The sequence below is a fragment of the Cytobacillus sp. BC1816 genome (assembly GCF_051353635.1).
Classification (GTDB): domain Bacteria; phylum Bacillota; class Bacilli; order Bacillales; family Cytobacillaceae; genus Cytobacillus; species Cytobacillus oceanisediminis_C.
In genome coordinates this window covers 2,562,320-2,589,114 of record NZ_CP195611.1, presented here as the reverse complement: position 1 = coordinate 2,589,114, position 26,795 = coordinate 2,562,320, and the positions used below count along the sequence as shown (strand labels likewise).

At 40.3% G+C, this 26,795-nt stretch carries 26 protein-coding genes; 17 read left to right on the top strand and 9 right to left on the bottom strand.

The window, feature by feature from the left end:
* Positions 1 to 10: 10 nt before the first annotated feature.
* From leuC to ACR42H_RS13280, 7 genes are all read left to right on the top strand, one after another.
* Entirely contained in the window at positions 11 to 1,438 is a 1,428-nt protein-coding gene (gene leuC / locus ACR42H_RS13310) for a 3-isopropylmalate dehydratase large subunit (protein ID WP_436376684.1), read from the top strand.
* Positions 1,435 to 2,040 (top strand): 3-isopropylmalate dehydratase small subunit, encoded by a 606-nt coding sequence (gene leuD, locus ACR42H_RS13305; protein WP_436376682.1) that lies wholly within the window; start codon positions 1,435 to 1,437, stop codon positions 2,038 to 2,040. Before leuC ends, leuD begins: the two co-directional genes overlap by 4 nt.
* Before the next feature lie 25 nt (positions 2,041 to 2,065).
* Positions 2,066 to 2,326, top strand: coding sequence for a hypothetical protein (locus ACR42H_RS13300; protein WP_436376680.1), 261 nt, complete (start codon positions 2,066 to 2,068; stop codon positions 2,324 to 2,326).
* Positions 2,323 to 3,831: a sodium:solute symporter family protein gene (locus tag ACR42H_RS13295; RefSeq protein WP_436376679.1), complete on the top strand. Its 1,509-nt coding sequence runs from the start codon at positions 2,323 to 2,325 to the stop codon at positions 3,829 to 3,831. Before ACR42H_RS13300 ends, ACR42H_RS13295 begins: the two co-directional genes overlap by 4 nt.
* A 25-nt stretch (positions 3,832 to 3,856) precedes the next feature.
* The gene (locus ACR42H_RS13290) at positions 3,857 to 5,104 is read left to right on the top strand and encodes an MFS transporter (RefSeq protein WP_436376677.1); all 1,248 of its coding nucleotides are present in this window, start codon (positions 3,857 to 3,859) and stop codon (positions 5,102 to 5,104) included.
* Between the two features lie 20 nt (positions 5,105 to 5,124).
* A complete protein-coding gene (locus tag ACR42H_RS13285; RefSeq protein WP_436376675.1) occupies positions 5,125 to 5,721 on the top strand; it encodes a flavin reductase family protein in 597 nt (198 codons plus the stop codon).
* Positions 5,722 to 5,844: 123 nt separating this feature from the next.
* Positions 5,845 to 7,215 (top strand): aldehyde dehydrogenase, encoded by a 1,371-nt coding sequence (locus ACR42H_RS13280; RefSeq protein WP_436376673.1) that lies wholly within the window; start codon positions 5,845 to 5,847, stop codon positions 7,213 to 7,215.
* A gap of 261 nt (positions 7,216 to 7,476) precedes the next feature.
* On the opposite strand, the gene ACR42H_RS13275 is transcribed toward ACR42H_RS13280, so the two are convergent.
* Both ACR42H_RS13275 and ACR42H_RS13270 read right to left on the bottom strand, forming a co-directional pair.
* A complete protein-coding gene (locus ACR42H_RS13275; RefSeq protein ID WP_113881030.1) occupies positions 7,477 to 7,656 on the bottom strand; it encodes a type II toxin-antitoxin system SpoIISB family antitoxin in 180 nt (59 codons plus the stop codon).
* The gene (locus ACR42H_RS13270) at positions 7,637 to 8,401 is read right to left on the bottom strand and encodes a type II toxin-antitoxin system SpoIISA family toxin (RefSeq protein WP_436376918.1); all 765 of its coding nucleotides are present in this window, start codon (positions 8,399 to 8,401) and stop codon (positions 7,637 to 7,639) included. Before ACR42H_RS13270 ends, ACR42H_RS13275 begins: the two co-directional genes overlap by 20 nt.
* 342 nt (positions 8,402 to 8,743) lie before the next feature.
* Here ACR42H_RS13270 and ACR42H_RS13265 point away from each other — a divergent pair, with 342 nt between their 5' ends.
* Complete coding sequence (locus ACR42H_RS13265; protein ID WP_113881028.1) at positions 8,744 to 9,466, top strand: CsxC family protein; 723 nt, start codon at positions 8,744 to 8,746, stop codon at positions 9,464 to 9,466.
* A 152-nt stretch (positions 9,467 to 9,618) separates the two neighbouring features.
* Here the strand turns inward: ACR42H_RS13265 and ACR42H_RS13260 are convergent, their stop codons facing one another.
* The 3 genes from ACR42H_RS13260 to ACR42H_RS13250 all read right to left on the bottom strand — a co-directional run bounded on the left by ACR42H_RS13260 (position 9,619) and on the right by ACR42H_RS13250 (position 13,593).
* Positions 9,619 to 11,661 carry a hypothetical protein gene (locus ACR42H_RS13260; RefSeq protein WP_436376670.1) on the bottom strand — a complete coding sequence of 681 codons (2,043 nt, stop codon included), beginning with the start codon at positions 11,659 to 11,661 and terminating at the stop codon, positions 9,619 to 9,621.
* A gap of 162 nt (positions 11,662 to 11,823) precedes the next feature.
* Complete coding sequence (locus ACR42H_RS13255) at positions 11,824 to 12,654, bottom strand: CsxC family protein (protein ID WP_436376916.1); 831 nt, start codon at positions 12,652 to 12,654, stop codon at positions 11,824 to 11,826.
* A 171-nt stretch (positions 12,655 to 12,825) separates the two neighbouring features.
* Entirely contained in the window at positions 12,826 to 13,593 is a 768-nt protein-coding gene (locus ACR42H_RS13250) for a CsxC family protein (RefSeq protein WP_113881025.1), read from the bottom strand.
* 237 nt (positions 13,594 to 13,830) lie between these two features.
* Here ACR42H_RS13250 and ACR42H_RS13245 point away from each other — a divergent pair, with 237 nt between their 5' ends.
* Entirely contained in the window at positions 13,831 to 15,018 is a 1,188-nt protein-coding gene (locus ACR42H_RS13245; RefSeq protein WP_113881024.1) for a ParM/StbA family protein, read from the top strand.
* Between the two features lie 11 nt (positions 15,019 to 15,029).
* Positions 15,030 to 15,395, top strand: a complete 366-nt coding sequence (locus ACR42H_RS13240; protein WP_436376668.1) for a hypothetical protein — start codon at positions 15,030 to 15,032, stop codon at positions 15,393 to 15,395.
* A 127-nt stretch (positions 15,396 to 15,522) separates the two neighbouring features.
* On the opposite strand, the gene ACR42H_RS13235 is transcribed toward ACR42H_RS13240, so the two are convergent.
* On the bottom strand, positions 15,523 to 16,128 hold the full coding sequence (locus ACR42H_RS13235) for a CotY/CotZ family spore coat protein (protein WP_436376666.1): 606 nt from the start codon (positions 16,126 to 16,128) through the stop codon (positions 15,523 to 15,525).
* A gap of 263 nt (positions 16,129 to 16,391) precedes the next feature.
* Here ACR42H_RS13235 and ACR42H_RS13230 point away from each other — a divergent pair, with 263 nt between their 5' ends.
* Complete coding sequence (locus ACR42H_RS13230) at positions 16,392 to 17,765, top strand: N-acetylmuramoyl-L-alanine amidase (protein ID WP_436376664.1); 1,374 nt, start codon at positions 16,392 to 16,394, stop codon at positions 17,763 to 17,765.
* Positions 17,766 to 17,810: 45 nt separating this feature from the next.
* On the opposite strand, the gene trhA is transcribed toward ACR42H_RS13230, so the two are convergent.
* Entirely contained in the window at positions 17,811 to 18,458 is a 648-nt protein-coding gene (gene trhA, locus ACR42H_RS13225) for a PAQR family membrane homeostasis protein TrhA (RefSeq protein ID WP_113881020.1), read from the bottom strand.
* A 143-nt stretch (positions 18,459 to 18,601) separates the two neighbouring features.
* Here trhA and ACR42H_RS13220 point away from each other — a divergent pair, with 143 nt between their 5' ends.
* Entirely contained in the window at positions 18,602 to 19,168 is a 567-nt protein-coding gene (locus tag ACR42H_RS13220) for a DUF1836 domain-containing protein (RefSeq protein ID WP_436376662.1), read from the top strand.
* A 331-nt stretch (positions 19,169 to 19,499) separates the two neighbouring features.
* On the opposite strand, the gene ACR42H_RS13215 is transcribed toward ACR42H_RS13220, so the two are convergent.
* Positions 19,500 to 20,330, bottom strand: coding sequence for an undecaprenyl-diphosphate phosphatase (locus tag ACR42H_RS13215; RefSeq protein WP_113881018.1), 831 nt, complete (start codon positions 20,328 to 20,330; stop codon positions 19,500 to 19,502).
* Positions 20,331 to 20,686: 356 nt separating this feature from the next.
* Between ACR42H_RS13215 and ACR42H_RS13210 the strand changes: the two genes are divergently transcribed.
* The 5 genes from ACR42H_RS13210 to ACR42H_RS13190 all read left to right on the top strand — a co-directional run bounded on the left by ACR42H_RS13210 (position 20,687) and on the right by ACR42H_RS13190 (position 25,381).
* Positions 20,687 to 21,748 carry a multicopper oxidase domain-containing protein gene (locus tag ACR42H_RS13210; protein ID WP_436376659.1) on the top strand — a complete coding sequence of 354 codons (1,062 nt, stop codon included), beginning with the start codon at positions 20,687 to 20,689 and terminating at the stop codon, positions 21,746 to 21,748.
* Positions 21,749 to 21,876: 128 nt separating this feature from the next.
* A complete protein-coding gene (locus tag ACR42H_RS13205; RefSeq protein WP_436376658.1) occupies positions 21,877 to 23,229 on the top strand; it encodes a right-handed parallel beta-helix repeat-containing protein in 1,353 nt (450 codons plus the stop codon).
* Positions 23,219 to 23,692, top strand: coding sequence for a nitrous oxide reductase accessory protein NosL (locus ACR42H_RS13200; RefSeq protein ID WP_436376656.1), 474 nt, complete (start codon positions 23,219 to 23,221; stop codon positions 23,690 to 23,692). The genes ACR42H_RS13205 and ACR42H_RS13200 overlap by 11 nt, the downstream gene beginning before the upstream one ends.
* A 35-nt stretch (positions 23,693 to 23,727) precedes the next feature.
* Positions 23,728 to 24,681 (top strand): ABC transporter permease subunit, encoded by a 954-nt coding sequence (locus tag ACR42H_RS13195; RefSeq protein ID WP_436376654.1) that lies wholly within the window; start codon positions 23,728 to 23,730, stop codon positions 24,679 to 24,681.
* Between the two features lies 1 nt (position 24,682).
* Entirely contained in the window at positions 24,683 to 25,381 is a 699-nt protein-coding gene (locus ACR42H_RS13190) for an ABC transporter ATP-binding protein (protein ID WP_113881014.1), read from the top strand.
* A gap of 45 nt (positions 25,382 to 25,426) precedes the next feature.
* On the opposite strand, the gene ACR42H_RS13185 is transcribed toward ACR42H_RS13190, so the two are convergent.
* Complete coding sequence (locus ACR42H_RS13185; RefSeq protein WP_436376652.1) at positions 25,427 to 26,677, bottom strand: TolB domain-containing protein; 1,251 nt, start codon at positions 26,675 to 26,677, stop codon at positions 25,427 to 25,429.
* Positions 26,678 to 26,795 lie beyond the last annotated feature (118 nt).

Genomic DNA, 26,795 nt, shown 5'->3' with positions numbered 1-26,795 from the left:
GGGCTTCAGAATGGGGCGGACCTTATATGAGAAAATCTGGGAAAAACATGCAGTCGTGGAGGTACAGAATCAGCCTTCCCTTTTGTATATTGATCTTCATTTAGTACATGAGGTCACATCACCACAGGCATTTGAAGGCTTAAGAATCAAGAATCGCAAAGTGAGAAGGCCGGAACTGACTGTGGCTACCATGGATCACAGCATTCCAACAACCGACCGTTCTCTTCCTTTTAAAGACCAAGTAGCCAAAAAGCAAGTTGACGCTCTGGCAAAAAACTGCAGGGAGTTTGGCATACAGCTTTTTGACCTGGATAGCCGAAATCAGGGAATTGTACACGTCATTGCCCCGGAGCTTGGGTTAACACAGCCCGGGATGACCATCGTCTGCGGTGACAGCCATACCTCTACACATGGAGCTTTCGGGGCACTTGCCTTTGGCATTGGCACAAGTGAAGTAGAACATGTCCTTGCCACTCAGACATTAAAGCAATTTAAATCCAAAACATTAGCGATTAATATACACGGCACTTTGCCGCAAGGAACTACTGCCAAAGATCTGATACTTTCAATCATTGGAAAGTATGGCCATGATTTTGCTACTGGTTTTGTTGTGGAGTATCGTGGTGAAGCGATTCGTAATTTAACAATGGAAGAGCGAATGACCATATGTAATATGAGCATTGAAATGGGAGCAAGGGCAGGACTGATTCAGCCAGACGAAAAAACCTTCAATTATTTGAAAGGGAAACAAGCAGTACCTGATGGAATGGAGTGGGAAGAGGCTCTTGCAGAATGGAAGAAATATTATACTGACGAAGATGCCGAATTTGATCTGACTGCTGACTTTAATGCAGCTGAAATAATCCCGCAGGTTACCTGGGGGACAAATCCGGGCCAAGTAGCAGGTATTACAGAAGTTATACCGCTAATGGAAGATTTGCCTGCAAGTCAAATAGGACCAGCTAAAAAAGCATTAAAGTACATGGGCCTTCAGCCAGGAGCACCCATCACAGAAATAGGTATCAATAAAGTGTTTATCGGCTCCTGTACAAACAGCCGAATAGAAGATCTTAGAAAAGCGGCAAAAATCGTAAACGGTTACAAAGTTGCAGAACATGTGGAAGCTCTCGTAGTTCCTGGTTCACAGCTTGTAAAAATGCTGGCAGAAGCTGAAGGTCTTGACCAAATTTTTATCAGCGCCGGTTTTCAATGGAGAGAAGCAGGATGCAGCATGTGCCTCGGTATGAATGAGGATTTGGTTCTTCCGGAAGAACGCTGTGCATCAACCTCCAACAGGAATTTTGAAGGCAGGCAGGGAAGAAATGCGAGAACCCATTTGGTCAGTCCTGAAATGGCAGCCGCAGCAGCGATTGCCGGCCGTTTTATAGATGTAAGGGAGTGGCCTGTTAAGTATAACAAGGAGGTCGGTGTACAATGAAGTCTCTTACCGGATTTACAGGCATAGTTGCTCCGCTTGATGCAGCAAATGTCGACACAGATGCCATCATTCCAAAACAGTTTTTAAAAAGAATTGAAAGGACTGGATTTGGCGAATTCCTCTTCTACGAATGGCGATACGAAAATGGGGTGGAAAAACCAGATTTCATTCTAAATCGAGAGCCCTACCGGAATGCACCCATTTTGCTGGCAAGGAAAAACTTTGGCTGCGGTTCATCCAGAGAGCATGCACCCTGGGCGCTTGGAGAATATGGGATTAAAGTGATCCTGGCACCCTCATTCGCTGATATTTTCTATAATAATTGTTTTAAAAATGGCATCATGCCAGTTGTCTTGCCTGAAAAGGATATTGAAGTTTTATTTCAACAAAGCAATGAATCACCTGGTTATCAGATGAGGGTAGATTTAGAGAATCAAAGAATTGAAGACTCTTTCGGATATATGGCCGAATTCGATATCGTTTCTTATCGAAAAGACCAGCTGTTAAAAGGGCTGGACGAAATCGGAGCAACCCTTCAATCAGCTGAATTAATAGACTCCTTTGAATCGGCACATAAGATTTTCTATAAGCTGGAGATGTGAATTTCAGTAAAAGGGAGGAAGCCATATGGAAAACAGAACGATAAAAGAACCTATTCGAAAAAAATGGATTTGGATAATCCTCGCCATCATAACACTTGGCGTTGTACCCTGGTATTTCCCGGATGCAGCATCAGAGCCCTATATTCTCGGGTTTCCGTTATGGGCATTTATCTCGGCAGTTTTTTCCATTATCATGTGCGGATATTTAAGCTGGCTTTGTGTGAATGAGTGGAATATCGTGGAGGACCAGGAAGAAGCCGAAAAAGCAAAGGGGGATAAATCATGAATGATTTAGCATTTGCAGGCACAGATGGGATCATTATTTTATCAGCCTTTGCCGTAATCATGCTGTTAATCGGATACTTTTCGGGCAGAGGTGAGAAAAACCTTCATCACACTCTTTCAGGGTACTACCTTGCCGGAAGGAATCTCGGTTTTATCGCACTCTTTTTCACCCTATATGCGACTCAATATAGCGGGAATACCATTGTCGGATATGCACCAACAGCATATAGAACAGGTTTCTCCTGGATTCAGTCCATTTCATTTATGACAATCATTATCGGAATCTATTTACTTTTTGCACCAAGGTTATATGTCATTGCAAAGAAAAGAAACTTTGTTACACCTACTGACTGGATCGATCACCGCTTTAAATCGAAAGCAGTCACACTGCTTAGCATTTTTCTTATGCTTTGGGGGCTTGGAAACTATCTTTTAGAACAGCTTGTCGCAATCGGCCAGGCTGTATCAGGGATGACAGGCGGCACGATCCCATACCAAATAGCTGTTATCGTCTTTGTAGCTGTTATGCTTGCCTATGAGTGGATGGGCGGTATGAAGGCAGTTGCTTTTACGGATGTTATGCAAGGCATTGTTCTCATGATTGGAATTATTGTCTTCCTCATCGGCGGCTTGTATCTTGTCGGAGGGAATTTCTCTGATGTTACAAGGTATGTAGCAGAACTGGAGCCCGCTAAAACGGCAGTTCCTCCAATGGAAGTGAATATCAATTGGCTGAGTATGCTCCTGCTTGTTGGACTGGGAGCAAGTATTTATCCGCACGCTGTTCAAAGAATATATTCTGCGCAAAGCGAAAAAACACTGAAAAAGTCCTTTGCCCGCATGGCATGGATGCCGCCAATTACAACAGGGCTTGTATTTATGGTGGGCATTATTGGAATTATGCTTTTTCCGGGACTGGATAAGACGGGTTCTGAACAGCTCGTCGGTCTGATGGCCAATGAGATTGCAGCTATTAATCCATTTTATTACTGGATTATGATCATCTTCTTTGGCGGGATTGTTGCTGCCATTATATCTACAGCCGACTCCGTTCTGCTTAGCTTTTCATCTATGCTTTCAAATGACGTATATGGAAAATTCATCAATCCAAAGGCATCTGAACATAAGAAGGTCATGGTTGGGAAAATATGCGGAATCATTGCCATCATCATTCTCCTGTGGATTGCCTGGAACCCTCCGGGAACGCTTTATGAAATTTTCGTCTTGAAATTCGAATTGCTTGTTCAGGTATTCCCTGCTTTTGTACTGGGTTTATATTGGAAGAGCTTATCAGGAAAGGCTGTCTTCTGGGGGATGCTTGCAGGCGCTATATTAGCAGGAGTGCTTACGCTTACAGGCTATAAAACCATCTATGGAATTCACGGCGGAGTCATGGGGTTAGGACTGAACTTCTTTATCTGTATTGCAGGATCTCTATTAGCTCCAGCTGTTTCAAAGAGCAAAGGTCTGGAGGAAGATTTGACTGCAATCAATTTAAAGGCATAAAAGCCAAAAAAAGAGATGATTAATTATGAGTAATTCACTGGCAGAAAAGCAATTTGCCATCAATGAAAATCCATGGAAAATGCTATTATTTCTTCTGCTGGCACAGCTGATGGTAGCATTTGTTGGCAGAAGCATTGGACCGCTGGGAGTATTAATCGGGGAGGATCTTTCTTTGACCAAGTCGCAAATCGGCATGCTCCCCGCGGCTCTCTTTTTGGGCCAGGCTATCATTTCAGTTCCAGCCGGATTTATGACTGACCTTGCAGGATCCCGTAAATTATTGGTTCTGGCGTCGGCTTTAATGGGGCTAGGCTTTCTGTTCATGACTTTGCTTCATGATTTCTGGCTTGTCCTGTTATTGATTGTTATCGGCGGAATTGGGTATGGATCCATGCACCCGATCACAAATAGAGGCATCATTTATTGGTTCCCGCTCAAACAGCGGGGAACCGCAATGGGAATAAAACAAACCGGCATCACAGCAGGATCTGCTCTGGCCAGTTTGATACTGCTTCCGCTTAGTGTAACTTTTGGCTGGAGATTTGTACTTCTTACGGCTTGCCTTCTTTTATTGGCGGGGGGATTTGTTTCGTATCATTTTTACCGGGATCCGCCTGAACTGGAACATGCGAAGGGCAGCAGAATGAGTCTGCTCCAATTTTATAGATCGATGTTTAAAATGTTTAAAAATAAAGCTTTGATGCTGATAAGCTTTAGTGCTCTTGGTTTAAATGGTACACAAATGTGCTTAAATACGTATATTGTTTTATTTGCCTATGAACAGTTGAATATTTCAATCTTTTTATCAGGTATTCTCCTGGTTATATCTGAAATATCCGGAACCATTGGCAGGGTTGCCTGGGGAATCATAAGCGACAGGCTTTTTGAAGGAAAGCGTGTTGTAATTCTTATGATTATTACCATTATTACTGCATTGGCCAGTACCTCAGCTGCTGTCATTACTTCAGCCCCATTTTGGGTAATGGCTCCCATTACAGCTCTGTTTGGATTTGCAGCTTCAGGCTTCAATGGCATCTGGATGAATCTTGCAAGTGAACTGGTGCCGAAAGAACAAGCTGGCATCTCAAGCGGGATCAGTATCACACTGGGATCAGCTGGAGCCATTATCATTCCGCCCTTGTTCGGTTTAATCGTGGATAAGACTGGTCAATTTTCTTCCGGGTGGTTTTTAATCACAGGCATGATGTTTATTGTTTTTACTTTACTGACAACATTATCGATTATGAATAAAAAGAATAACTTTGTTATTTAAACGTGGAAGGAGTGATCCGTTTGGAATTTAATCCCTCGGAACTTGGAGAAAAAGAAGTGTACAAGTTATTAACCGGATCTGTCGTCCCAAGGCCGATTGCCTGGGTTTCCACGGTATCTGAGGAAGGCGGCCAGAATCTCGCACCTTTCAGTTTTTTCACTGTTGTTTCAAGGAATCCTCCCATGCTCTGTATTTCAATTGGACCTGGGGTTGGCGACAGGGAAGGAACAGAAAAAGATACATTGGTCAATATTCGGGAGACAAAAGAGTTTGTCATCAATGTGGTTCCTGCCCCATTGGGAAACCAAATGCAAAAAAGTGCAGAGAATCTCCCTAGTGAGGCTGATGAGTTTAAAGCGGCAGGGCTTTCCGCTGCTGAAAGTCGTATGGTTGCCCCGAAGAGGGTAAAAGAAGCACCAATCCATATGGAATGCAAGCTGGAACAAATTATTAATCTAGGAAGCGATCATCTTATTATTGGGAGAATGGTACATTATCATATTGACGATGATTACTACCTCGGTAATTATAAAGTGAACTTAGAAAAACTGCAGCCGCTCGGAAGGCTGGCAGGAAACTATAGTGAAAGCAGTGAATTCTTTAAGCTGCCAAGATAATTATTCAAATGCCGGACCTTATGGCCGGCATTTTCTTTGCAATGAGAGTAGACCTATTGATGTATTTCCGCCAGCCAAGATGATAATATAACCTTAAAACCTTGTCCCATCTGGAGGTATTCCATGGAAAACTACGCAGATCTCATTCAAAAACAAAGAAATTTCTTCACCCAGGGTAAAACAAAGGATGTCTCATTCCGAACGGAAGCGCTCGGCAAGCTGCGTTCGGTCATTAAGGAGCATGAGCAGGAATTGATGGATGCGTTAAGGGCAGATCTCAATAAAAGTGAGTTCGATGCGTACTTGACGGAGATTGGAATACTCCTGGAGGAAATCCGTTTTACCTTGAAGCATTTAAAAAAATGGGCCAAACCCAGAAAAGTGAAGTCTTCCATAGCACAATTCGGTTCGAAAAGCTGGATATACCCTGAACCATATGGAGTTGCGCTAATCATAGCGCCATGGAATTATCCATTCCAGCTGGCGATTGCACCGCTGATCGGAGCGATAGCCGCAGGGAATTGCGCAATCCTGAAGCCATCGGAATTAACGCCGCAGACTTCGGCATTACTTTCAAAAATGATCAGCAAACATTTCCCACAAGAATATATTTCAGTTGTTGAAGGCGATGCAGAAACAAGCACAGCCCTATTAAATGAAAAGGCCGATTATATTTTCTTCACAGGCAGTGTCCCTGTTGGAAAAATCATCATGGAAGCAGCATCCAGGCACCTTACTCCCGTTACCCTTGAATTAGGAGGGAAGAGCCCTTGCATCGTGCATGATGATGCAAATTTGAAGCTTGCTGCGAAGAGAATTGCCTGGGGAAAATATATTAATGCCGGCCAAACTTGTGTGGCTCCAGATTATATTTATGTTCACTGCAGGATTAAAGATGAATTCCTGAAAGAATTAAAACAGGCAATTCAGGAGCTTTATGGAGAAAACCCGATTGCATCCGGCCAATTCACGCGAATCGTCAGTGAGAAACACTTCAGCCGTCTCACCAAATTTTTAACCAATGGGACTACTGTTCACGGGGGAAGGCATGATTTGAGCTCTCTCACCATAGAACCAACTGTACTTGGTAATATTAAATGGGCTGATGAAGTCATGCAGGATGAAATATTTGGACCAATTCTGCCAGTGCTGGAATTTGATGACTTGTCCGGGATGATTGCAGAGGTTACAGCACGGCCGAAGCCTTTAGCGCTATATATCTTCACAGAAAGTGAGGGTGTCCAAACCCATATTCTAAGCAGCATTTCCTTTGGAGGAGGATGCATTAATGATACAGTTTATCATCTTAGTTCACCGTATCTGCCCTTCGGGGGAGTAGGGGAGAGCGGAATTGGAGCTTACCATGGCAAGGGAAGCTTTGATGTGTTTTCACATGAAAAAAGCATACTGAAGCAAACCACCAGATTCGATTTGCCATTCCGATATCCTACTACAAAAGATGCATTGAAAAAAGTGAAGCTTTTTATAAAATAACCGTCTTCTTGCAAGGCGGTTTTTCTATGCATTATTTTTCGGAGGTTTGAGCCCCTTGTTTAAATCCTGTATGGCTGCCTCTGTTTTTTTTGACAGGTTTTTGGTATATGGTGATACCGAGAATGTGGGGAAGTTAATATTTTTCACTTTCTTGGTCAGTTTTTTCATTGAAATCAGCCCTTTTTATCTTTATTATATGTCCCCTTCAATTGAACATGAATAGGGCGCGGAAGAAATTTCCTCCCACGCCATATAGTATGCTCAAGCCTTTGTATTGGTATAAACGCTTATTAATCTTTTGTTCTTTTTTAATATCCTTTCAGTGTGGGGACTTACTTCAAATCCCGGCAGGCTGATCCGGGATTTTTTTTTGAGCGTTTTCATGGTGTTTTTAGATTGTATCTCATGTAACTTTGTTTTTTTATCCGCTGGATCCTTCATGTTCTTCGTCCTCCTGTTCGGCAGGGAGCATTAGATCGTATATTGAAATGAGAGAAGTGAAAAGCAAATAGTCGAATTCTGTAACAAATTGATCGGAGGTAAGTTTAATTACATAGTCATCTTCAAGAATGGAAAAAGGTATCAGCGCCAGCTTTTCTTCAGCATCGTAATAAACATCCCTGCGGTCCAGACGGCTATGAATTAAAGCTTTATCGGTGTAGTGCTCAAGGAGATAGTCCTTTTCCTCCTCTGTTGTGTATTTGCATAAGGATACCTTCATATCCACTTTTTCCGCAAAGTCTGCCAGAAGTTTTTCAATGCCGGCAAGATACGCTTCCTTGTTTCCATAATAAATGTCTATGGGCTCATTTTTCAATAAATACTGAAACGATTTAAGCTTATTCATGTGTGAGTTCAGCAAATCACTGTTTTCTTCGAGCAATTCCCTTGTGTCTGTTGCCAATTCATTATTACCAACTCTTTTAAGATAGGATCCGAGGAAAACAAAGGCATCCACCAGGGCAAATATAATCGCGACAATGAGGTAGTTCTGCCAGTCAGTAAAAATGGATTCTGGTTTGTTGGTCCAATATATAACTGCACCGAGCACAAAAAGGATATACCAGGTTTTCCTAATGACAGGCATTCTTTCTTTTACTTTCTTTTCCCACAGCCAGACAGAAATAACATAAAAACCGAGACAAGCGACAATGAACCACACTGCAACCTTGAAGAATATCAGCAAAAAAATCGCCTCGTCCACCAGAATATTTAGTTTGAATATTTGCTTAATTTATAAATTTATTATAACAGAAAATATGACAATAATTTGAAGATTTTTGAAGCTGAAGGAAAATATGAGGAAATACCTACATTTGGATTCAATGAGCCAATAAGTGCAATATCCTTCACCGCAGCTGCTATTTTTTTGCAAAGAATGAAAAATTGATTAATTGTCCTACTATACTTGTCCATTCAAAGTCATCACTCTCAACATATATAAATAGTAAGTCAAAAGAAAGCAAGCTAATGGTATAAGAAGCTTGTTTGACTCTGGCTGAATAATATTTTATAAGGAGTGCAAAATATGAGAAAAAACAACGGTTGCGGCTGCGGAAAAGGGCATTCTTCCGGAAAATGTCCAGCTATGCCAGCTTGCGATACAGCAAAATCACATGATCATTTTTGTGAAGTTACAGGTCCTGTTGTAAGGGGTACTGAAGTTGAAACAGTTATCGGACAAGTACCTATCCAAGCTCTTACTGAATCCGAAATTCATCTTCCAGATTATGCATCAGATATTAAAGTGATCAGAAAAAATATCTTTCTTACTCAATGTGAAGCGGTTCCTTTCCGCCCAGCAACAGGCACTACTACTAATATTGTAAAAGTGTTTGTAGAAGGATTTATTCATAAAAATATTCAATATGTTGAGGATTGCGATGGTTATGTTAAAGACTATATGGTAAACGTTCCATTCAAGTGCTTTACACGTGTTACTTTGCCAGCTCCCATTCCAGTACCTGCCTTAAGCTCCAAGAATAGCGATAACCGCGAGATCAGGGAATTGGCTAAAGACGGAATGGGTGCTGACCGCTGCACCTTTGGGTCCAATACTTTTGAAAACTTGAATGAGCCTATTCACTGTAAATTAGTCAGCTGGAATTTAACAGAAGCTAACTTCTTGAAGAACTTTGATAAATGGGGCAGATTCAACAAGTTAACTGAAAAAGATGACATTAACCTTGTTATCAGATTAACACAGACTCAATTTACTCCAGCTACCGGATTGCTTCCAGAAGAAGAGTAATAATTCATGCTGTAAAAAAGGTGCCGTTCCGGTGCCTTTTTTTCATATGTCCTGAAATCAGCAGTGCTGATCATTAATAATTTTTTAAAAAATAATATTTAAAAGGTTATCCAAAGAAAAAACAGGAGGGGCACTTTTGAAGCTGCCCTCCTTTAAATCTGTACATATTGCTCCTGCAGAAAATCAATGGATAAAACTGCTTTCCCCTGTATTTCCAAACCTTCATTCTCCATTACGGTGCTATACCAGAGAACATGGATCGAATTAAGTTTGCAGGTGATTTCCTCCGAAAATTGCTGAGAGTATTCGAAATGTTGATCCAGGGCATTTTCATTCAGGAACATAAACTCATTTTTACATGATGATTGCGGCAAATCAGGCGGACATACCCATTCAAGTTCAACTGATTTTTCTATTGAGATCGGAATCCTTACGTTTTTCAACTGCTGATCAGCAGTGAACATCGTATCAGCTATGAGCACTCCTTTAACAAATACGGAAGGTGATGGAAAAAGAGCCTTACAGCTTAGTGAATCCACTTGCCATTCCACTTTAGTTATGTGCATAGCCTTACAGTTTATTGGAAAGCAATCAAAGATTTGAATCGCCATATCTGTTTTGCCTACTAAAACAGGCAGTTTTACTATTGGTCCATTGCTTCGGGACTCCCTATAACATAGTGTTTGCTGTTCGTTGACTAAAATACAGCTGCTGGAAGAGGATTCCTCTAATTGATGATCAAACTTCATATCACTAGACGTTTCTTCCGATATGGATTCGGATATACTTTCAATTTCGGTTGTTAGAGAGGGGGGCTCTTCCGATTCAGAATTTGGAGCTTCATTGAATGTAATATCTTGAAGCATCGCCGAAAAGTGTTCAAGCAATGAAGATACTTTATCATATTTCTCTTCATCATCATCTGCAGATTCGGAGCTTTCACTTTCACTGGCTAAGAAAAACTCATCATCTGATACTTCAAAGAACAAATGATTGCTGTCTGATGATTCTTCCATCAAAGCCAAAAATTTCTCCTGCAGCGGGATGGTGTCTTCGGCCTGCATATCGAGCAAGCTGCATGCTTCTTTCAAAAGACGGGAGAATTCTCCTTCATAACTGGATGATTCTTCACTTAAGTTTGACTGCCATTCCTTCATGGGTCTATCACACGATGATTCCTCTAATGGATGTGCTTCATCTGGTTCGGATGACTCAGCTTCACAGTTTACGCTAACATATCTTGTATGATGATAGGAGGAAGATTCACTTCGGTTATTAGAGGAATCTAACAGGAGTGCAAATACTTCGTCCTGGTGATAGAGATAGTTAGCAGACTCATCATCTGAAGAAGAAGACTCCTCCAGCATTCCTGCAAATTCTTCCTCTAATGAATTCGCAGATTCCAAAAACAATGAAGATTTCATGGCAGGGGTGTTGTCTTCCGCTCCATCCTCATCATTGAACACTTCTGCTTCCGACACAATTGAGTAATCACTTTGGGATTCTGCAGTTTGGATGGTCTTGGATGTATCTGCAATATCGTGGTTCTCAAGCAAGCGTATAAATTCCTCTGTCAGATCCAGTTCTTCTTCAAAAGTTATCGCTTTAATCGAATTTTCATTATCTAAAGATGGTCCAATTTCCTTGTCAATCTGAACCATTTCATGTGAAAGGTCATCAGCTGGAATAGTCTCGGCAAGTAAAAGGTGTTTATCTTCTCTCATACTGGATTTACTTTCGCTTAACAAGATCCTATTGTTAGAATATTTGCTGGGTAATGAAGGGGACCAGCTCAGCATAGGAGAAAAGGGCGTCAGCATTTCTTTCAGGTTTTTTGGCAATACTATGCTATTTGACTTGGACGTATGGGAATTATCTTTAGCAGGCACAACATTCTCCTCAGGAGTCTCCTTATCAGCTGCTTTTTCAGGCTGTACACTCGTTTTAATTATTTGACGCGCTTCCACTGCTGGAGGCGGTAAAATTAATGGAAATGATTTAGTTTTTTTTCCGGAAATAGACCTGCCAGTATCTTTTTGATTTTCTTCTGAGTCCAATTTATTATCTGGTTCTGCTGATTTTGGGCTTTTTGAATCATTCCCCGTATAAAAGAATAATTGCTGCTGTTCCATTGGATTATCTGAGTCTTTACCGATACGATAAATCCGGTTATAGGCACTTCTCATATCACTCATATGCTTAGGAAGGTGCTGCCATTCTAGAGCATCCTCACCGGTCCCCTCCTTACATTAAATCTTAAAAGCTATTTCTATAAATGGTATAGCTTTTCACATAAATAAAACTGAAGGCTTTTGACGACACACTATTTAATTATTAATTTGGTGCAAATTGGAGGTCTATTCACAGTCAAAGCAATCTTCGTGATCATTTGTAGTAGAAGATACACGAATCTGCTGTTTTTGCAGGACTTTAATGACCAGGTCTAAAACCATTTTTTCCTCCACTTTTGTAAAGACGCCTTCCCCAATCGGTGACCGGTTAGGCAGTGGACGGCGGTCAATTGCTTCATCCCATTCTATTATTCTGCTGGAAATCAGTTCACAAAAGGGCAATTCATTATAGTGCTGTACGCTTTTCTGATGAAATTGTGAAAGATCACTCGACTGCATTTCATCTTTCTCAGGATATCCGCGAGGCATTGGTTTTGATACAAGAAAATCAAATTCGTGGCGGTGGTTGGTTTCCGGCATTACCGGACAAGTCAGGAATTTTTTAATTTCAGTCACACATTGAAAAGGTACATCAACTGTATAGGAATGAATATCTGAAGCAATACTTTTATCGGTATGCTTCTCGATATCAGGGCAAGGACTGGCGTATTGAATATTCTTGCGGATAAACCCTTTAACAAATAATTGGTCAGTGGGCAATAGAAGCCTGCACTGTGTTAATTTCACAGTTTTTTTAATGTCCTTAATCTCAAGGACAGGTTCGGGAAATGTAATCAAGGCATTCACATGAACTTTAAGTGAGAGTTCTGCCAAAACTACAGGAACCTTTGCAGTAATCTTTCCAATGCTTACATGCGGATGGTGGAAGGTGCTCTCACACTCACAGTTTTGAGCTGAAATCTGGCATTCTGCTTGATCTCGATCTTTATGTTCTTCTGACATATGGGCTCCTCCTGAAATCATGATAATCACATCATATGCATGATAAACGACTATGTTTGGGCGTATACCTATTAAATGACAGAGACTCAAAAACAAAAATAGGCAAGGGAATATTGTAGGTGAATGTCATTTTATTGAACTGTGAATATCATGCTAATATGGAAATCCTCATAAAAAAAACAGGACCTATTCCCATGAGAAAATAGGTCCTGCTCTTTCATTCAATTATAGAGCTGCCACTCGAACTTGCTGTTTTTGAAGAACTTTTACTGTAAATTGAAGGAACATTTTTTCGGAGATACTTTCAAATGTTCCTTCTCCCCAATTGGCGTGGTGGTCGAACGGCTTTCGGTCAAGAGCCTCGTCCCATTCCGTGATATTGCTTGAAATCAGCTCGCAAAATGGCATCTCATTATAGAACTGGCTGCTATTCTGGTGGAATTGGGAAAGGTCGCTGGATAGGAAATGGTCTTTTTCTGGGAAGCCACGTCCAAGCTCCTGCTGTCTGAAGAAATCAAATTCTGCACGCGCGTTCAAGAAAGGAAGCTGTGGTGTTCTGTCAAAATCAGCTTCTGCAATTTCCACTACACATTCAAAAGGTACATCAGTTGTCAATGAACGCATTTCAGAGTTCACACATACTCCTGAATTATAGCAAGGAGCTGCGTATTGAATATTCTTGCGTACAAACCCTTTTATGAAAAGATGGTAAGAGCCTGCCACAAATGGATCGCTGCCTGCAGCAACCCCTGGAAGAAGAAGTTTACATTGGACAATTTGTACTCTTTTCTTAATATCTTTGATTTCTAATACCGGCTCTGGGAATGTGATTTTGGCAGCCAGGTTTGTCCTGACATTCAAAACGGCAAGTTCTACAGGTACTTTAATAATAGCTTCGCCTGCCGGAGCAATTGGCGCAGCTCCTGGGGAGTAGTTACACTCTCCAACATTAGCAGACACGTTAATATCTACGCATTTATTTTCTTTTTTCAATGTTGTTCCTCCTTATTAATAATTACTTCAAGATATATTATGCATATGAGCAGTTGAATGCATTGGACAAACATGGAAATTTCTCTGGATGATACAATGGCGGATAAAGCGCAGCTGCAAGCAGCTGGGTTTTTCTTTATTTCCGCTGATAGTCGAAGGCTGAGATAAAATTTAAATATGTACGGGCACAATTGGACTTCTATCACGCATAAGATTCAAAAGGAGGAGTGAGGAGAAATGGATAGACACAATTTTCTTGCTGTAGATATCGGAAACAGCTGGTATAAGGCATTAGCTTCTGAAAATGGTATTCTGTCAGAATATCAGATTCCAAATGCTATTGCTCTTTTTGATGCAGAATTTTACGAAAAGCCATACGATGATGATGATATAGTGTTTGAAGATAATTTAATTGTGGAGGTAAAGAGCCAGGCCGTTGTGGATAGAAGGGAAATATTCTATATCGGAAAAGGAGCGGCTAAACAGCGGGACGTAAGCCTGACTGCATTTAATAACCAGAAAGTTGATGAAGACAGAACTTATTTGCTGCTGTTTGGCCTGGCAGGCTATCATTCAGTACTTCAGCATCCGGAAGAAACAGAAATCACTTATTCCATTGATCAATTAGCTGTTTCTCTTCCGACAACACAGTATAAAGAAAGAAAAACTCGCCTAAAAGACAAACTGGCTGGAACACATACGATCATCTTTCATAAAGTTCCCGGCCTTTCCGAGCCAAAAGAGTTAACCGTTAAAGTCATAATCAATGATGTCATTGTAGGTGCAGAAGGTGCTTGTGCCTATTTGGGGTTAACAAGAGATCAGGAAACCTTGGGCATCAAGGATGAAGAACTTGTAAAAGAATCACAAAAAGGGATTATCATCGGCGACCTTGGGGGAGACTCAGTCGACTTTGTCGGAATAAAAAATAATAAGCCTGTCGCATCTGTAGAGGGCGAGCCTTTCGGGATCAATCAGTTTCTTGATCACATCATTCAAAGGGTGAGTAAAAAGGAAATGTACCGATTTGACTCCCGTGCCGAACTGGAGGAAAAGTTGGCAGAAGGACCCTCAGGGTGGTATGTCGAGCCTTTCGCAGGGGTCAGAAAGGATATCAGCAAATACATTTTGCCTCAGCTGAAGTCAATGGCAATTAAATACCTGGAGCATTTTGATCGGGTGAGGAGCAGTTCATCAGAGATTAAAGGAGCTGTCCGTTATATTGCTGTTGGAGGAGCAGCCAAACTCGCCCAAAAGCAAATTCAGGAAGCTGCAGCAAAATGGTCGGATAGAGGAAGGCCAATTGAATTAACGTTTCCTGAAAATATGGAGAAATTAAATGTCCTTGGTCTTATGATTCTGGCAAAAATGAATCAGCTTAAAAGAGATAAAGGAAGTAATCATATTATGACAACCAAAGGTTAAGGATGATGGAAATGTTCAGAACCTATACCGACTATGTTAATAAGACCGCATTAACAATCCCAGATCAGTTCATTGATGTCAAAACTGGGGCATCTGTAAAAGTCTCAAAGAAGATAGAGGAACAAGTCGACTATCATTCCAATAATAATACGCTGATCCATTTAGTTCTATCAGCTTTAAACAGCTATCTCCATCCCCAAAATATGAACAGCGATATCATACTTGCAGAAATTCATGAAATTAAGAAAATGATGCAATCAGGCTATGTTCCAGTCCAGGCGCCAGCATTTAAAGAGAAGAAGCTTCTTCATGAGGCAATTCCAGATGAGGTTGATATAAAAGACGTAGAGGATGTGCTGGAGGCTTTTGGAGGCTAATCTGCTAATAATGCAAAAAAGGTGCACCATGCCAGAATGGTGCACCTTTTTTACTTGGCTATTCATAATGTTTAAAATCGGCGAATCATTTAGCAAAGCCCATAATACAATCAGGAATAGTAAAATTCTATAAGCGGACGGCAGGCAGACAGGTTACAGCACAAAAACAGGAAAGATCCACATTTATGCATATACCTGTAGGAATGAGATCCTCTACGTTTTCACAATCGATTTGGCTGCAAGGTGAACAACAATCTTTTGTATGTGTTTTAAATGGGTCTTTAGAAGATTTACATTGCTTGAAAGTCAACAATTCCAATACAGCGCATTTGCCGTCAAATTCTTTTATTCTAAAAATGAATGATGTTATACAAGCAAATTTCTTTTCCTTGGAATGATGAGTGAATGTGGTCACACCTGTGGCTTTAAATGGTTCACAGCTTCCGCAATATAAAAGGAAAGGAATTGTATTTTTTTTTGGTTTCTTATGTCCTCCCATTAGATCATCAATGGATTCCCGGCACGAACTCCTGCATTCATCTTCTGAACCTGCTTTTTTCTGTGCTCTAAAAATAGCCTCCAAAACCTCTTCAACACAATTTTCATAGAAGTTTTTCCGGTGTTTACCTTCTTCACAGTCTGGTTTTATCTGGCATTCACAGTCGCAATCATGCTCATGGCAAAAATCATGCCTCTCAAACTCTTTATTGTTTTTCTTCCCGCACAAACCCATGATTTTTCACTCCCCAAAAATTAGTTCCACCATTAGCATACGGCTGCACCTAAGTTTTTGAATGAGAATGTCGCCTATTAAAATACAATTTTTTTAGATTCCAGTTACGGAAAGCATTATTGCTTGGTCATATGTACAAGCCATTTCTGCTGTTAAACATACAATATTACAAGCAAGTACTTGCTGTGTTAAATTGATTTATAATGAACTGGGAAGCTCCAAACTTTGAAATATAAGACTTAAATAATAAAGGAGTGAGGACCATGAAGCTATATTTAGACCCTGGACACGGAGGTACTGATCCAGGCGCTCAGGGAAACGGAATAAGAGAGAAAGATATTGCGCTTGATATTGCAAAAAATATAAAAAATATCCTATTGGCCAGCTATCAGAATATAGAAGTTAAAATGAGCCGTGAAAATGATACGACTAAAAGTTTGAGCCAAAGAACATCTGAAGCCAATAGCTGGGCGGCTGATTTTTACCTCTCCATACACTGTAATGCCGCGAATGGCGCAGCGAGGGGATATGAAGATTTTATTCATAACAGCCTTGGCAGCACTTCCCAAACAGCCAGCTATCAGAATATTATCCATGCTGAAGTCACTAAACTGAATCAGCTCATCGATAGAGGTAAGAAGAAAGCTGACTTTCATGTACTGCGTGAATCAGCCATGCCAGCCCTATTAACAGAAAATGGCTTTATTGATAATTCAGCAGATGCCGCTTTAATGAAAGATCCGCTGTGGAGACAAAGAGTGGCACAGGGACATGTTAATGGAATTGCTAAAGCCTTTAGCCTTAAAGCGAAACCGGCTGTACCGCCGCAGCCGCCAAAACCAGTCGACCCCAGTAATCTATACAGAGTGATTGCCGGTTCTTTTACAAATAGAAAAAATGCGGAGGAAAGGGCTGCCGCTCTAAAAAATAAAAGCATTGAATCGGTTATAGCCACTGCTGAAATTTCAGGCACGGTCTGGTACAGGGTACAGGCCGGTGCTTTCAGTACGAAGGAAAATGCAGAAAAACAATTGGAAATTGTGAAGAAAGCAGGAATAACAGATGCCTATATACTGTCAGACGCTCCGCCGACAGTGCCTTCTGAACCCAAAGGTTATTCCATTCTGGGAGTAACCCATTTGTCACCAGAGCATATGAATCAATATGCAAAACAGGTAAACCCGAATGCTGCCAATTTAGGATCATTCTATTCTGCTATCGGTGAATATTATGGCATCAGAGGGGATATCGCTTTTGCACAGGCCATGCATGAAACCAACTTTCTCCGATTTACTGGTGATGTTAAACCTGGCCAGAATAATTTTGCAGGAATCGGCGCAACAGGGAATGGTGCGGCAGGAGCAAGCTTTTCCACACAGGAGGAAGGCGTTTTGGCACATATTCAGCATTTATATGCCTATTCTTCCACACAGCCGCTGCCTGCTAAATATCCACTGGCGGATCCGCGTTTCAGCCTAGTGAAAAGAGGTTCGGCAAAGCTATGGAAGGAACTGAATGGCAAATGGGCTGTACCTGGAACTAATTATGCTGAATCTATCATGAACATCTACAAAAACATGGTCAGATTTTCTGAACGGAAACTACAAGCTGTTTTGAAGGATGTAGAAAGCAGCTAATGAAAAAAAAGCGGACATGAGGGTGTCCGCTTTTTTAACTATCTATCAAATCACATACATGAACACACAAAGAAAGTGTGCCATGCTTCCCATCATAATGAAAATATGAAAAATCTCATGAAAACCCAAATGTTTGAACTCCAGGAATTTTGGTTTAATCGCATAAATCACTCCGCCAATTGTGTATAGGATGCCCCCAAGCAAAAGAAGCATTACACCAGAGTAACTTAGAGACTCAGAAAGAGGCGAAAAAGCGAAAACAATAATCCATCCCATTGCAATATATAAGGCTGTTGATAGCCAGCGCGGGCAGCTGAACCAGATCATTTTAAACAGAATCCCAGATAAAGCAACACCAGAAACAATGGAAAATAGAACCCATCCGGTCACACCGTTTAAAGTAATAAGGCAAAAAGGTGTATAGGAACCTGCAATCAATACATAAATCATGGAATGATCAAGCTTTCTTAAAAAGGCAATGACTTTATCTTTAGCTATCACCATATGATAGGCAGCTGATGCAGAATAGAGCAGCATCAAACTAATTCCAAAAATAGCAACAGCAGTAATGGCAAGCGGTGAAGATGTCGTCAGTGAGGCTTTGATAACCATGGCAAGCAATCCGGCAAAGGATAAAATGGCTCCTGCTAAATGGGTCAGTCCATTTATGGGCTCTCGGATGTATGAATTCATAATATCTCCTCCTAATACTCTCTTATGTAGTTTTAATAACTACTTAATATAATATATACAAAACGTCATCTAGTCAATATTTACAACTTACGTTTTTTTAAGTAGAATTTATGTAATAACAGGGGAGGATCTGATGAATAAATATGGAAATGGAAAAACTCATTGCGGATAATCAACTTAAATTGGAAGATATGCCGCAGATCGATTTATATATGGATCAGGTGATCCAGCTATTTGAAAATACTTTTGGCAGCACGACCAGAAACGAAGAGGAAAAAGTGCTGACTAAGACAATGATAAATAACTATGCAAAAGGGAAATTGTTTTTTCCTGTCAAAAATAAAAAATATTCAAAGGAGCACCTTATTTTAATTGCTTTCATTTATCAGCTTAAAGGAGCTCTCTCCATAAACGATATTAAAAGCCTATTAAATGGCGTCAACTCCCGAACAGCAGAAGGAAATATGGATCTGGACCATTTTTATCAGCTATACCTCGATTTAACTAAACTTAATGTCGATGCTTTTATGACTGATCTGGAAAATCAGGCAGCCAGGGCAGCAGAGGAAGCAAAAGAGCTTAATGAAGATCAGCCAGCTGAGCTTGAAAAAGTCCTGCTGGCTACTTCACTGGTTCACATGAGCAACTTATACCGAAAAGCAGCTGAACGTATTGTAGACGATGTAAAAAATGGAGCGGATCAAAAATAGGAAGGCGGGAAAATCCATCAAGAATAGAGAGAAACGAAAACCAGGGCTGCTGCGTGAGCTTTTGAATGAATTCCTGGATTCCATTGTGATCTCATTACTTATTCGGATCGTACTGTGGATTCCGAGGGTAATTTTCATCTTCTTTAAAAATTTGTTTTAATAATAAGCAATTGGTTCGGACAGGAGAAAACGACATGACGCCCATAGAGTCCGAACCAGTTTCGTCTTCGAACAGAAAAAGGAGATACTCCCGTGCCAGAGTCCGAACCTGACACCACTTTGGACAATAAACCAAAACAAAACCTGGGCTGCAAAGGCCCAGGTTCATTTTTTAAAGAAATATGAAATATATAACCCCTGCAAGTACAATTCTGTAAATGGCAAAAGGAATAAGTTTAACTTTATTGATCATCTTCAAAAAGAAGCGGATCGAAATCAAGGCAAAAACAAATGCACTGATGAAGCCTGCAATAAAGAAAGGCAGTGCATCGACTGAAAAGTACTCGAGATTTTTTATTAAGGATAGAAAACTCGCGCCAGCCATGATGGGTACAGCCATGATAAAAGTAAAATCAGCTGCAGCACGGTGTGACAGGCCAAGCAGCACGCCGCCTGAAATGGTTGAACCTGAACGTGAGAACCCGGGCCAAAGTGAGAAGCACTGAATCAATCCAATAGATAAAGCCTGTTTATAGGTGATTTGATCAACTGAAACTGTTTTCGGGTCTTTGCCTCCAAAAATATCAGCAAAAATCATCAGAAATGCACCAATAACCAAACCAATCAGTACCGTCTCAGTTGAAAACAGGTGTTCATCAATATAATCCTCAAATAAAACACCAAGAATCCCGGCAGGAATTAACCCGACAATCACTTGAGACAATTTCAGACGGCTCTGTTTTTCTTCTGAGTTTTTATTCCTCCCTCCAAGACCGAGCATTTCAATGAACCGTTCCTTAAAAATGATCACAACCGCTAAGATGGAACCGAGCTGAATGACAACTTTAAAGGTATTAGCTTCATATTTTGACAAAAACTCTTTTGTATTGAGCCACATATCATCCACAATAATCATATGTCCAGTAGACGACACTGGAGCAAACTCCGTCATTCCTTCTACAAATCCCAGAATAATCGCTTTTAAAATCATAATAAAATCCATCTTTTAATTAATTCTCCTTTTATAGCATCTGATTCAACTAAACTACATTTAATGATTATAAACCATTTAAGATAGATAGGAACAATTTTTTACAAAGTAATATAGATGTAAAGTGTCCATTAATTAGCACTAACGCACTAATGGAACCGGCATGATTGAAAGACCAGGCGATTATAGCATAATAATCGCCTTTCAAAGTAATAACTCTTCTATCCTTTTTAACATAAAAATGTGATCACTAATTCACAAACTCTTCACAGAATTTCAAAGTCTTGTGAGAAAAATCACCAAATTCAGTCCATATTTACCATATGATAAAAGCAGATAAACCAATCGATTATAAGGAGGAAATCAAGATGAAAAAAGGAGTAAAATATCTGCTTACTTCGGCTATAGGCATAGGGTTAATAACGGGATGCAGCCAGGGGGCAGCACCGGAAAGTTCCCTTCAGCCTGAGGAAAAGGTCCTGGCTGCAGAAACAACAAAGCCTGAGGCAATCGCTCCGCATAAAGACTTAAATCAGGAACCCATTCCATTGAAAATTGATAGAGTCGGGCCGAATGAAGTAAATGTGGAAATGACTTCCCAAATCACGGATATTGAAATCGACAAAGGAAAATTCTATAAAGCATGGACGTTTAATGGTGAAGCGCCAGGCCCTGTAGTTGTCGTCAATGAAGGGGACACAATCAATTTCACCTTAAAAAACATGGATCCGGCAATACCGCACAGCATGGACTTTCACGCTGTACACGCAGCTCCTTCAAAAGACTTCTCCAACGTTCAGCCAGATGAAACGGGAACATTCAGTTATCCTGCAAATAAACCAGGCGTGTTCATGTATCATTGCGGAACTTCACCGGTATTATCACATATAGCAAATGGTATGCACGGAACTATAATTGTAAAGCCAAAAGACGGCTATCCGACTGATAAAGAGATTGATAGAGAATTTACAATTATACAAAACGAGTGGTATAAGTACAACGATCTGGAGGATTTTTCAAACGGCGTACCCAGTCATGTGGTTTTCTCCACAAAAGCTTTAAAAGAAGGAGACCCTAATACTAATGGGGATACGTTCACACTTAAGGATAATCCGCTTCTGGCTAAAGTAGGGGATAAGGTGAGGATATATGTAAATAATGTAGGGCCAAATGAAGTAAGCTCGTTCCATGTGGTGGGTACTGTGTTTGATGACGTATACATTGATGGCAACCCCTATAACCGCTATAAAGGTCTCCAAACGGTTATGCTCCCGGCAAGCGGCGGGGCAGTAGTGGAGTTTACAGTTACCAAAGAAGGCAGCTATCCAATTGTTACTCATCAGTTTAACCATGCACAAAAAGGAGCCGTCGCCATCCTGAAGGTAACTGAGACAGGTGAAGACGACGGTAAGGCTACAATGAGCCATTAAATATAAATAAAAACTCAACTTAAAATAAATTATACAAGATAAGAATTGAAAATGGAATTCTTTTTCAGGAGGCCTATTTAGAATTGATAGGTTGCCAGAATGCATATTTCCGGGCAGGTGAGCGCTGAGTGTATAAAAAAATCGGATGGTTCCTAGTATTTTTCAGTTTGGTCCTGGCCGGAAAAGCTTCTGCTCAGGAAATGACAGCAGTCTCATCAAAAGAGCTGAGAGAGGCCTTGTCTGACCCCGAGGTATCAGTCATAAAATTACAATCCGGAATATATGAAGGGAACTTCCTTATAGATAGAAAGGTTCACATTATAGGAGATAAAGGAACAAGAATAATGGGAACAGAAAAAGGCCATGTGCTGACAATTGCTGCAGATGATGTGATTGTGGAAAATCTGGAGGTGGAGGGAAGCGGTTCACAGAATGCCGGAATATATGTGAAAGGAGACCGCGCTTTTCTACATCATATTGCCCTTAGAAATGTATTTCACGGCATCTATGCAAGGAATTCCTATGGACACAGGTTTGAAAATAACCTCATTACCAGTTTCCATGGCATGAATCAGCACAAAGGCTTTGGCATTTATTTAATTGAAGCACCCAATACTGCAGTGAAGGAGAATTACTTCTATCACACACAGGATGGTGTTTATGTGTCCTATTCAGATTTTTGTGAAGTCACGGGGAACCTCATGTTTAAAGCACGGTATGGCGTGCATACGATGGATTCGCGCAATGTATTAATAGCTGACAATCAGGTAACCGAAAGCATTAACGGCCTTATGATCATGCAAAGCTATGAAATTTTTATACTTGAAAACTACTTCTTTAAAAATACAGCGATTGACGGAGCAGGAATCTTTATTTATGACACATTCGATTCCAAAATATCTTCAAACATAGTAATAGGCAATTTCAGAGGGATTATTCTTGAAAATGCAAAAAGGAACAGACTGGAATTTAACAATATTCTGCAAAATGATACCGGCATTGAAATTGGGAAGAATTCAAATGATAACACCATTTATTTAAATAATTTTTCAGGGAATACAAGACAGGTTATCTCGGAAAAAGATAACAGGAATCTATTCAGTAAAGACAATTATGGAAACTATTTTGATGATCATCATTTATTAAATTTGGATCATGACCATAAAGTGGACTTTGCCTATAAAAGCGGAGATGTTTTTTATCAGATGGCAGATGATGAGCCTTTATTGCAGATCTTTTATCAAAGTCCAGCCGTAGAGCTATGGAATATGATAGAACAATACACCCCGATTCCATCAGAAGCATTTATCATAGATGAGTCGCCGCTTGCTGAACCTGCGCCTGTGAAACAGAAAACATTCATTTCAGAAAAAAATCATATCGGTCATAGCGGCGAATATCCTTTAATCTTATTTTTTTTCCTGATCACTTCGGCAAGTGTGCTTATATTTAAGTTTGGGAGGAAGCACAATGAAATATAGATATATTCTTCTAATGGCTGTTCTGGTGATATTTTTAAGTGGCTGCTCATCATCAGCTTCGGAACCGGCAGTGATTAAACAGAATCGTGATAGCTGCGATAACTGCAATATGGGTATCATAGAGCTGGAATCGGCGGCACAGCTCATTTTGAAAAGCGGGAAGCCTGTTCTGTTCGATGATATTGGCTGCATGATTCAATATATACAGACTGAGAATCCTGAATATGATGCTGCCTTTGTACATGATTACCTCAGCAGTGAATGGATATCGTTTGAATCAAGCTCTTTTATACAGAACGGTCATATTGAAAGTCCCATGAGCTATGGAATTGCAGCTTTTGAATCATTGGAAAAAGCCGAAGAATATCAGAAAAAACACGGAGGTATAGTGTTGTTGAAAGAAGATCTTTTAAAAGCAGATATTAAGAGCTTTAAAGGAGAAGGAATGAAACACAGCCATTAAAGCTTAAATTTCCCTCAGCATGAGGAGGAAACGATATGAATCCCAAACTATTGTATTCTATGACTAAATATGAGCTTAGGCTGCTGTTAAGAAGCAGGTGGCTTTTAAATTTTATGGTTCTTTTTTTCTTTCTGGCAGGACTTCTTTACTTATATGGTCTTCAATCTGTCAAATCAGACCCCGCTGAAATTTCCTATGGACTGGAAGGTGTGATTGCCAATATCGAAACCATGGGTGTTAACCCGGAATATTACGGACTCAAAGAAATAAAGCCGGAAGAGGGGGAAACAGCCGGTTTTAGCCAGTCTGCCTACAATCGTTCGATTGCCATGCTGATGAATCTTTCTCTATGGATGCTGCCCATCATATGTATGATCCTTGGCAGCAGTTCCATAATTGCCGATAAAGAAAATGGAAGATTATCCTTATACAGAACCTATCATGATTCTTCAGGATATTACCTGATCAGCAAATTCCTGTCTTTGGTTATCTCATTATTCTTTGTCATAGGGCTATCATATGGTCTCTTCGGCTTCTTTCTCTCTTTGGCGGGCAGTTCCATTGCAGCACATATTTTTCAAGTGTTTTTACTGATTAATATGCTTCTAATCCTTGTATTCTCAGCAGCATCTTTACTGATTGGAGCTTTTTCCAAATCAAGGATGCAAGGACTGTCAGCAGCAATCATTTTCTGGATCATTATTGTGTTTGTATATGAATTTATCATCTTTTCAGTCACCGGGTGGATTCCTTATTCATTGAAGCAAATCAGTCTATTCTTTTTAATCCTTCTAAATCCTGTGGAATCCGTTCGCGTCTGGTCGATATCAAAACTGAATTCCGAATATGTATTTGGTCCGGAATACTTAATGATCGAGAAGTGGGGGGCAAATGGTTCTCTCACACTTGCCCTGACACTATCCATTATCCTCATTATTCTTATAACATTCATTACATCAGCCCGGGTTTTATCTAAGAGAGGTGTGTAAGATGATTTTGGAATTGAAGGATTTATCCAAAGTATATAAAAAAAAGACAGCATTGGAACGGTTGAATCTCCACATTGAAAAGGGGGATTGTATTGTCTTGTGCGGAGGGAACGGAGCCGGAAAAAGTACGATGATTAAAATGCTTACTGGCGTTGAAAGTCCCACAACAGGAAGTGTGGCATTCCATTCGAAACAGCAAAAGCCATTTGCTTACATGCCTGACCAAATGATTTTCCCATCAGAACTTACACCTTATGAAATCCTTGATTATTACAGGCAATTTCTAAATAAAAACAAGGAATCGGTGAAATGGGTATTAGAAAAAACAGGCTTGTGGAGCGAGCGGAACCAAAAAGCTGGAGGATTCTCAAAAGGGATGTCCCAGCGGCTTAATCTTGCTCAGTGTATGCTTGCAGACACGGACATCTATATCCTCGATGAACCAACAGACGGATTGGACCCCTATTGGGTAATTCAGCTAAAGAAAATAATAAAGGAACTGAAAGAGGAGAATAAAACGATCATTGTAAGCAGTCATATTATGAGAGACGCCATTGAGATCGCAGACAAGTTAATCATTTTATTTAATGGGAAAATAAAGTTTTTTGGAACACTTAATCAGGTATATAAGGAATACAGATGCATTTCATTGGAGGAAGTATTCCTTTCAATTCACAAAAATGAACAGCAAACGGGATAAGGCCAAAAGGCGATTCCAATTAGGAACCGCTTTTTGGTCAGCTTTTTATTTTACATAAAATGAATATTGTTCAACATCCTTTGCCCACACCTTTGCATTTTTACCATTGAGATCGGCAATCCATATATCCCCTTTTTGCTGGGCAAGCTTTTTTCTGATCCATGTTAATTTATGGGCATTCTTTATATATAGAGGTTCATAATCTCCAATTGATTTTTTGGGATAGGTGATCCTCGTTTGCTGGATCTTGTTTAGCTGAATCAAACAAAGTGTTGGTTCGGGCCGCCTCTGCGGATCATTTGACCATTCACTTTCATCCACCCGTGATGCAACCAGTCTCTCATTATCCACCCAGGTAAAGCCCATTTCCGCAAATTTTGCAGGTGTAAGGTTCATGGTTTTATAAGCAGGCAATTCAGTCACCTTCAATTTTTTGTTTTTAAAGCCCAACACAATCCTGCCCCCGCCAGCGATATATCCCAATAAATTTCTGCCGGGTGCCCATTTAGGGACATCCAAATGAAGGATCATCTCATCAAGAACTTCAAAATTTTTTCCATCTGCAGAGATGACACAGACCATATCACTGTCCATGGACCATGATGCAGTTGGATTAACAATGAATGAGATCCATTTTCCATCTGGTGAGAATTCAAATGTCGTTGCATTAATGGACTTAATGGAAGCTTTGCCATTGCCTATTTCCTTAGGAATCGTGAAGAAAGGTTCAACATATTCGGTCAAATTAAGCTTTTCAAGATCATTCGGCAGCTGAACCTTATATAGGATGGGACTTGTCCAGCCATCAGGCCTTAAGACAGCGCTTGAAGAGACAATAAAGGCTGTTCCGTCAGGATACCAATTAAAATCATCTACTCCTAAAGCAACATTATGGAATTCCTTCAAATCTGAGATGTTTAAAACACTGTTGCTGGTAAAAGCAATCTTATTATCGGAAGGTGCCCATTTGGCATTCCCGCCACCTTGAAAGATCTTTTTATGCATCTTTGCCTGTACATTGTATACCCATATCTCTGTGCTGTTTTCCATATTAGAAGAATGTGTTTCAGTCGTTTCCTTTTCATATAAAAGCCATTGGCCGTCATAGGACCATGTTGGCGTATTATTGAATTTTGCAGGTTCAGCTGTAATCTGTTCTTCGACATTTCCTGTTTTCAACCACAAATAGCCACTTCTTATAAAAGCTGCCTGCATATTATTTTCTCCCGTATCTCCCCATGCCTCTGACGGGATAATAAGCAGGAAGCACCAAAAAAGCAAAAAAAGCTTGCGCATATCTTATCCTTCTTCCTTCTAGTAATTGGCTTAAAGTTTATTATGGGCAAAGAGAGTAATTTTATTGAAAAAGGTTCAGCTCTTTGAAAATGCTTATTATTTTCGATAAGCTTTCATT

Bases quoted from the DNA above. Each gene is read 5' to 3' on its own strand.
- ACR42H_RS13280 (WP_436376673.1), top strand. From the start codon at position 5,845: ATGGAAAACTACGCAGATCTCATTCAAAAACAAAGAAATTTCTTCACC.
- trhA (WP_113881020.1), bottom strand. From the start codon at position 18,458: ATGAATTCATACATCCGAGAGCCCATAAATGGACTGACCCATTTAGCA.
- ACR42H_RS13210 (WP_436376659.1), top strand. From the start codon at position 20,687: ATGAAAAAAGGAGTAAAATATCTGCTTACTTCGGCTATAGGCATAGGG.
- ACR42H_RS13215 (WP_113881018.1), bottom strand. From the start codon at position 20,330: ATGGATTTTATTATGATTTTAAAAGCGATTATTCTGGGATTTGTAGAA.
- ACR42H_RS13235 (WP_436376666.1), bottom strand. From the start codon at position 16,128: ATGGGTTTGTGCGGGAAGAAAAACAATAAAGAGTTTGAGAGGCATGAT.
- ACR42H_RS13230 (WP_436376664.1), top strand. From the start codon at position 16,392: ATGAAGCTATATTTAGACCCTGGACACGGAGGTACTGATCCAGGCGCT.
- ACR42H_RS13200 (WP_436376656.1), top strand. From the start codon at position 23,219: ATGAAATATAGATATATTCTTCTAATGGCTGTTCTGGTGATATTTTTA.
- ACR42H_RS13300 (WP_436376680.1), top strand. From the start codon at position 2,066: ATGGAAAACAGAACGATAAAAGAACCTATTCGAAAAAAATGGATTTGG.
- ACR42H_RS13265 (WP_113881028.1), top strand. From the start codon at position 8,744: ATGAGAAAAAACAACGGTTGCGGCTGCGGAAAAGGGCATTCTTCCGGA.
- ACR42H_RS13220 (WP_436376662.1), top strand. From the start codon at position 18,602: ATGGAAATGGAAAAACTCATTGCGGATAATCAACTTAAATTGGAAGAT.
- ACR42H_RS13295 (WP_436376679.1), top strand. From the start codon at position 2,323: ATGAATGATTTAGCATTTGCAGGCACAGATGGGATCATTATTTTATCA.
- ACR42H_RS13190 (WP_113881014.1), top strand. From the start codon at position 24,683: ATGATTTTGGAATTGAAGGATTTATCCAAAGTATATAAAAAAAAGACA.
- ACR42H_RS13290 (WP_436376677.1), top strand. From the start codon at position 3,857: ATGAGTAATTCACTGGCAGAAAAGCAATTTGCCATCAATGAAAATCCA.
- ACR42H_RS13275 (WP_113881030.1), bottom strand. From the start codon at position 7,656: ATGAAGGATCCAGCGGATAAAAAAACAAAGTTACATGAGATACAATCT.
- ACR42H_RS13195 (WP_436376654.1), top strand. From the start codon at position 23,728: ATGAATCCCAAACTATTGTATTCTATGACTAAATATGAGCTTAGGCTG.
- leuC (WP_436376684.1), top strand. From the start codon at position 11: ATGGGGCGGACCTTATATGAGAAAATCTGGGAAAAACATGCAGTCGTG.
- ACR42H_RS13245 (WP_113881024.1), top strand. From the start codon at position 13,831: ATGGATAGACACAATTTTCTTGCTGTAGATATCGGAAACAGCTGGTAT.
- ACR42H_RS13185 (WP_436376652.1), bottom strand. From the start codon at position 26,677: ATGCGCAAGCTTTTTTTGCTTTTTTGGTGCTTCCTGCTTATTATCCCG.
- ACR42H_RS13240 (WP_436376668.1), top strand. From the start codon at position 15,030: ATGTTCAGAACCTATACCGACTATGTTAATAAGACCGCATTAACAATC.
- ACR42H_RS13260 (WP_436376670.1), bottom strand. From the start codon at position 11,661: ATGAGTGATATGAGAAGTGCCTATAACCGGATTTATCGTATCGGTAAA.
- leuD (WP_436376682.1), top strand. From the start codon at position 1,435: ATGAAGTCTCTTACCGGATTTACAGGCATAGTTGCTCCGCTTGATGCA.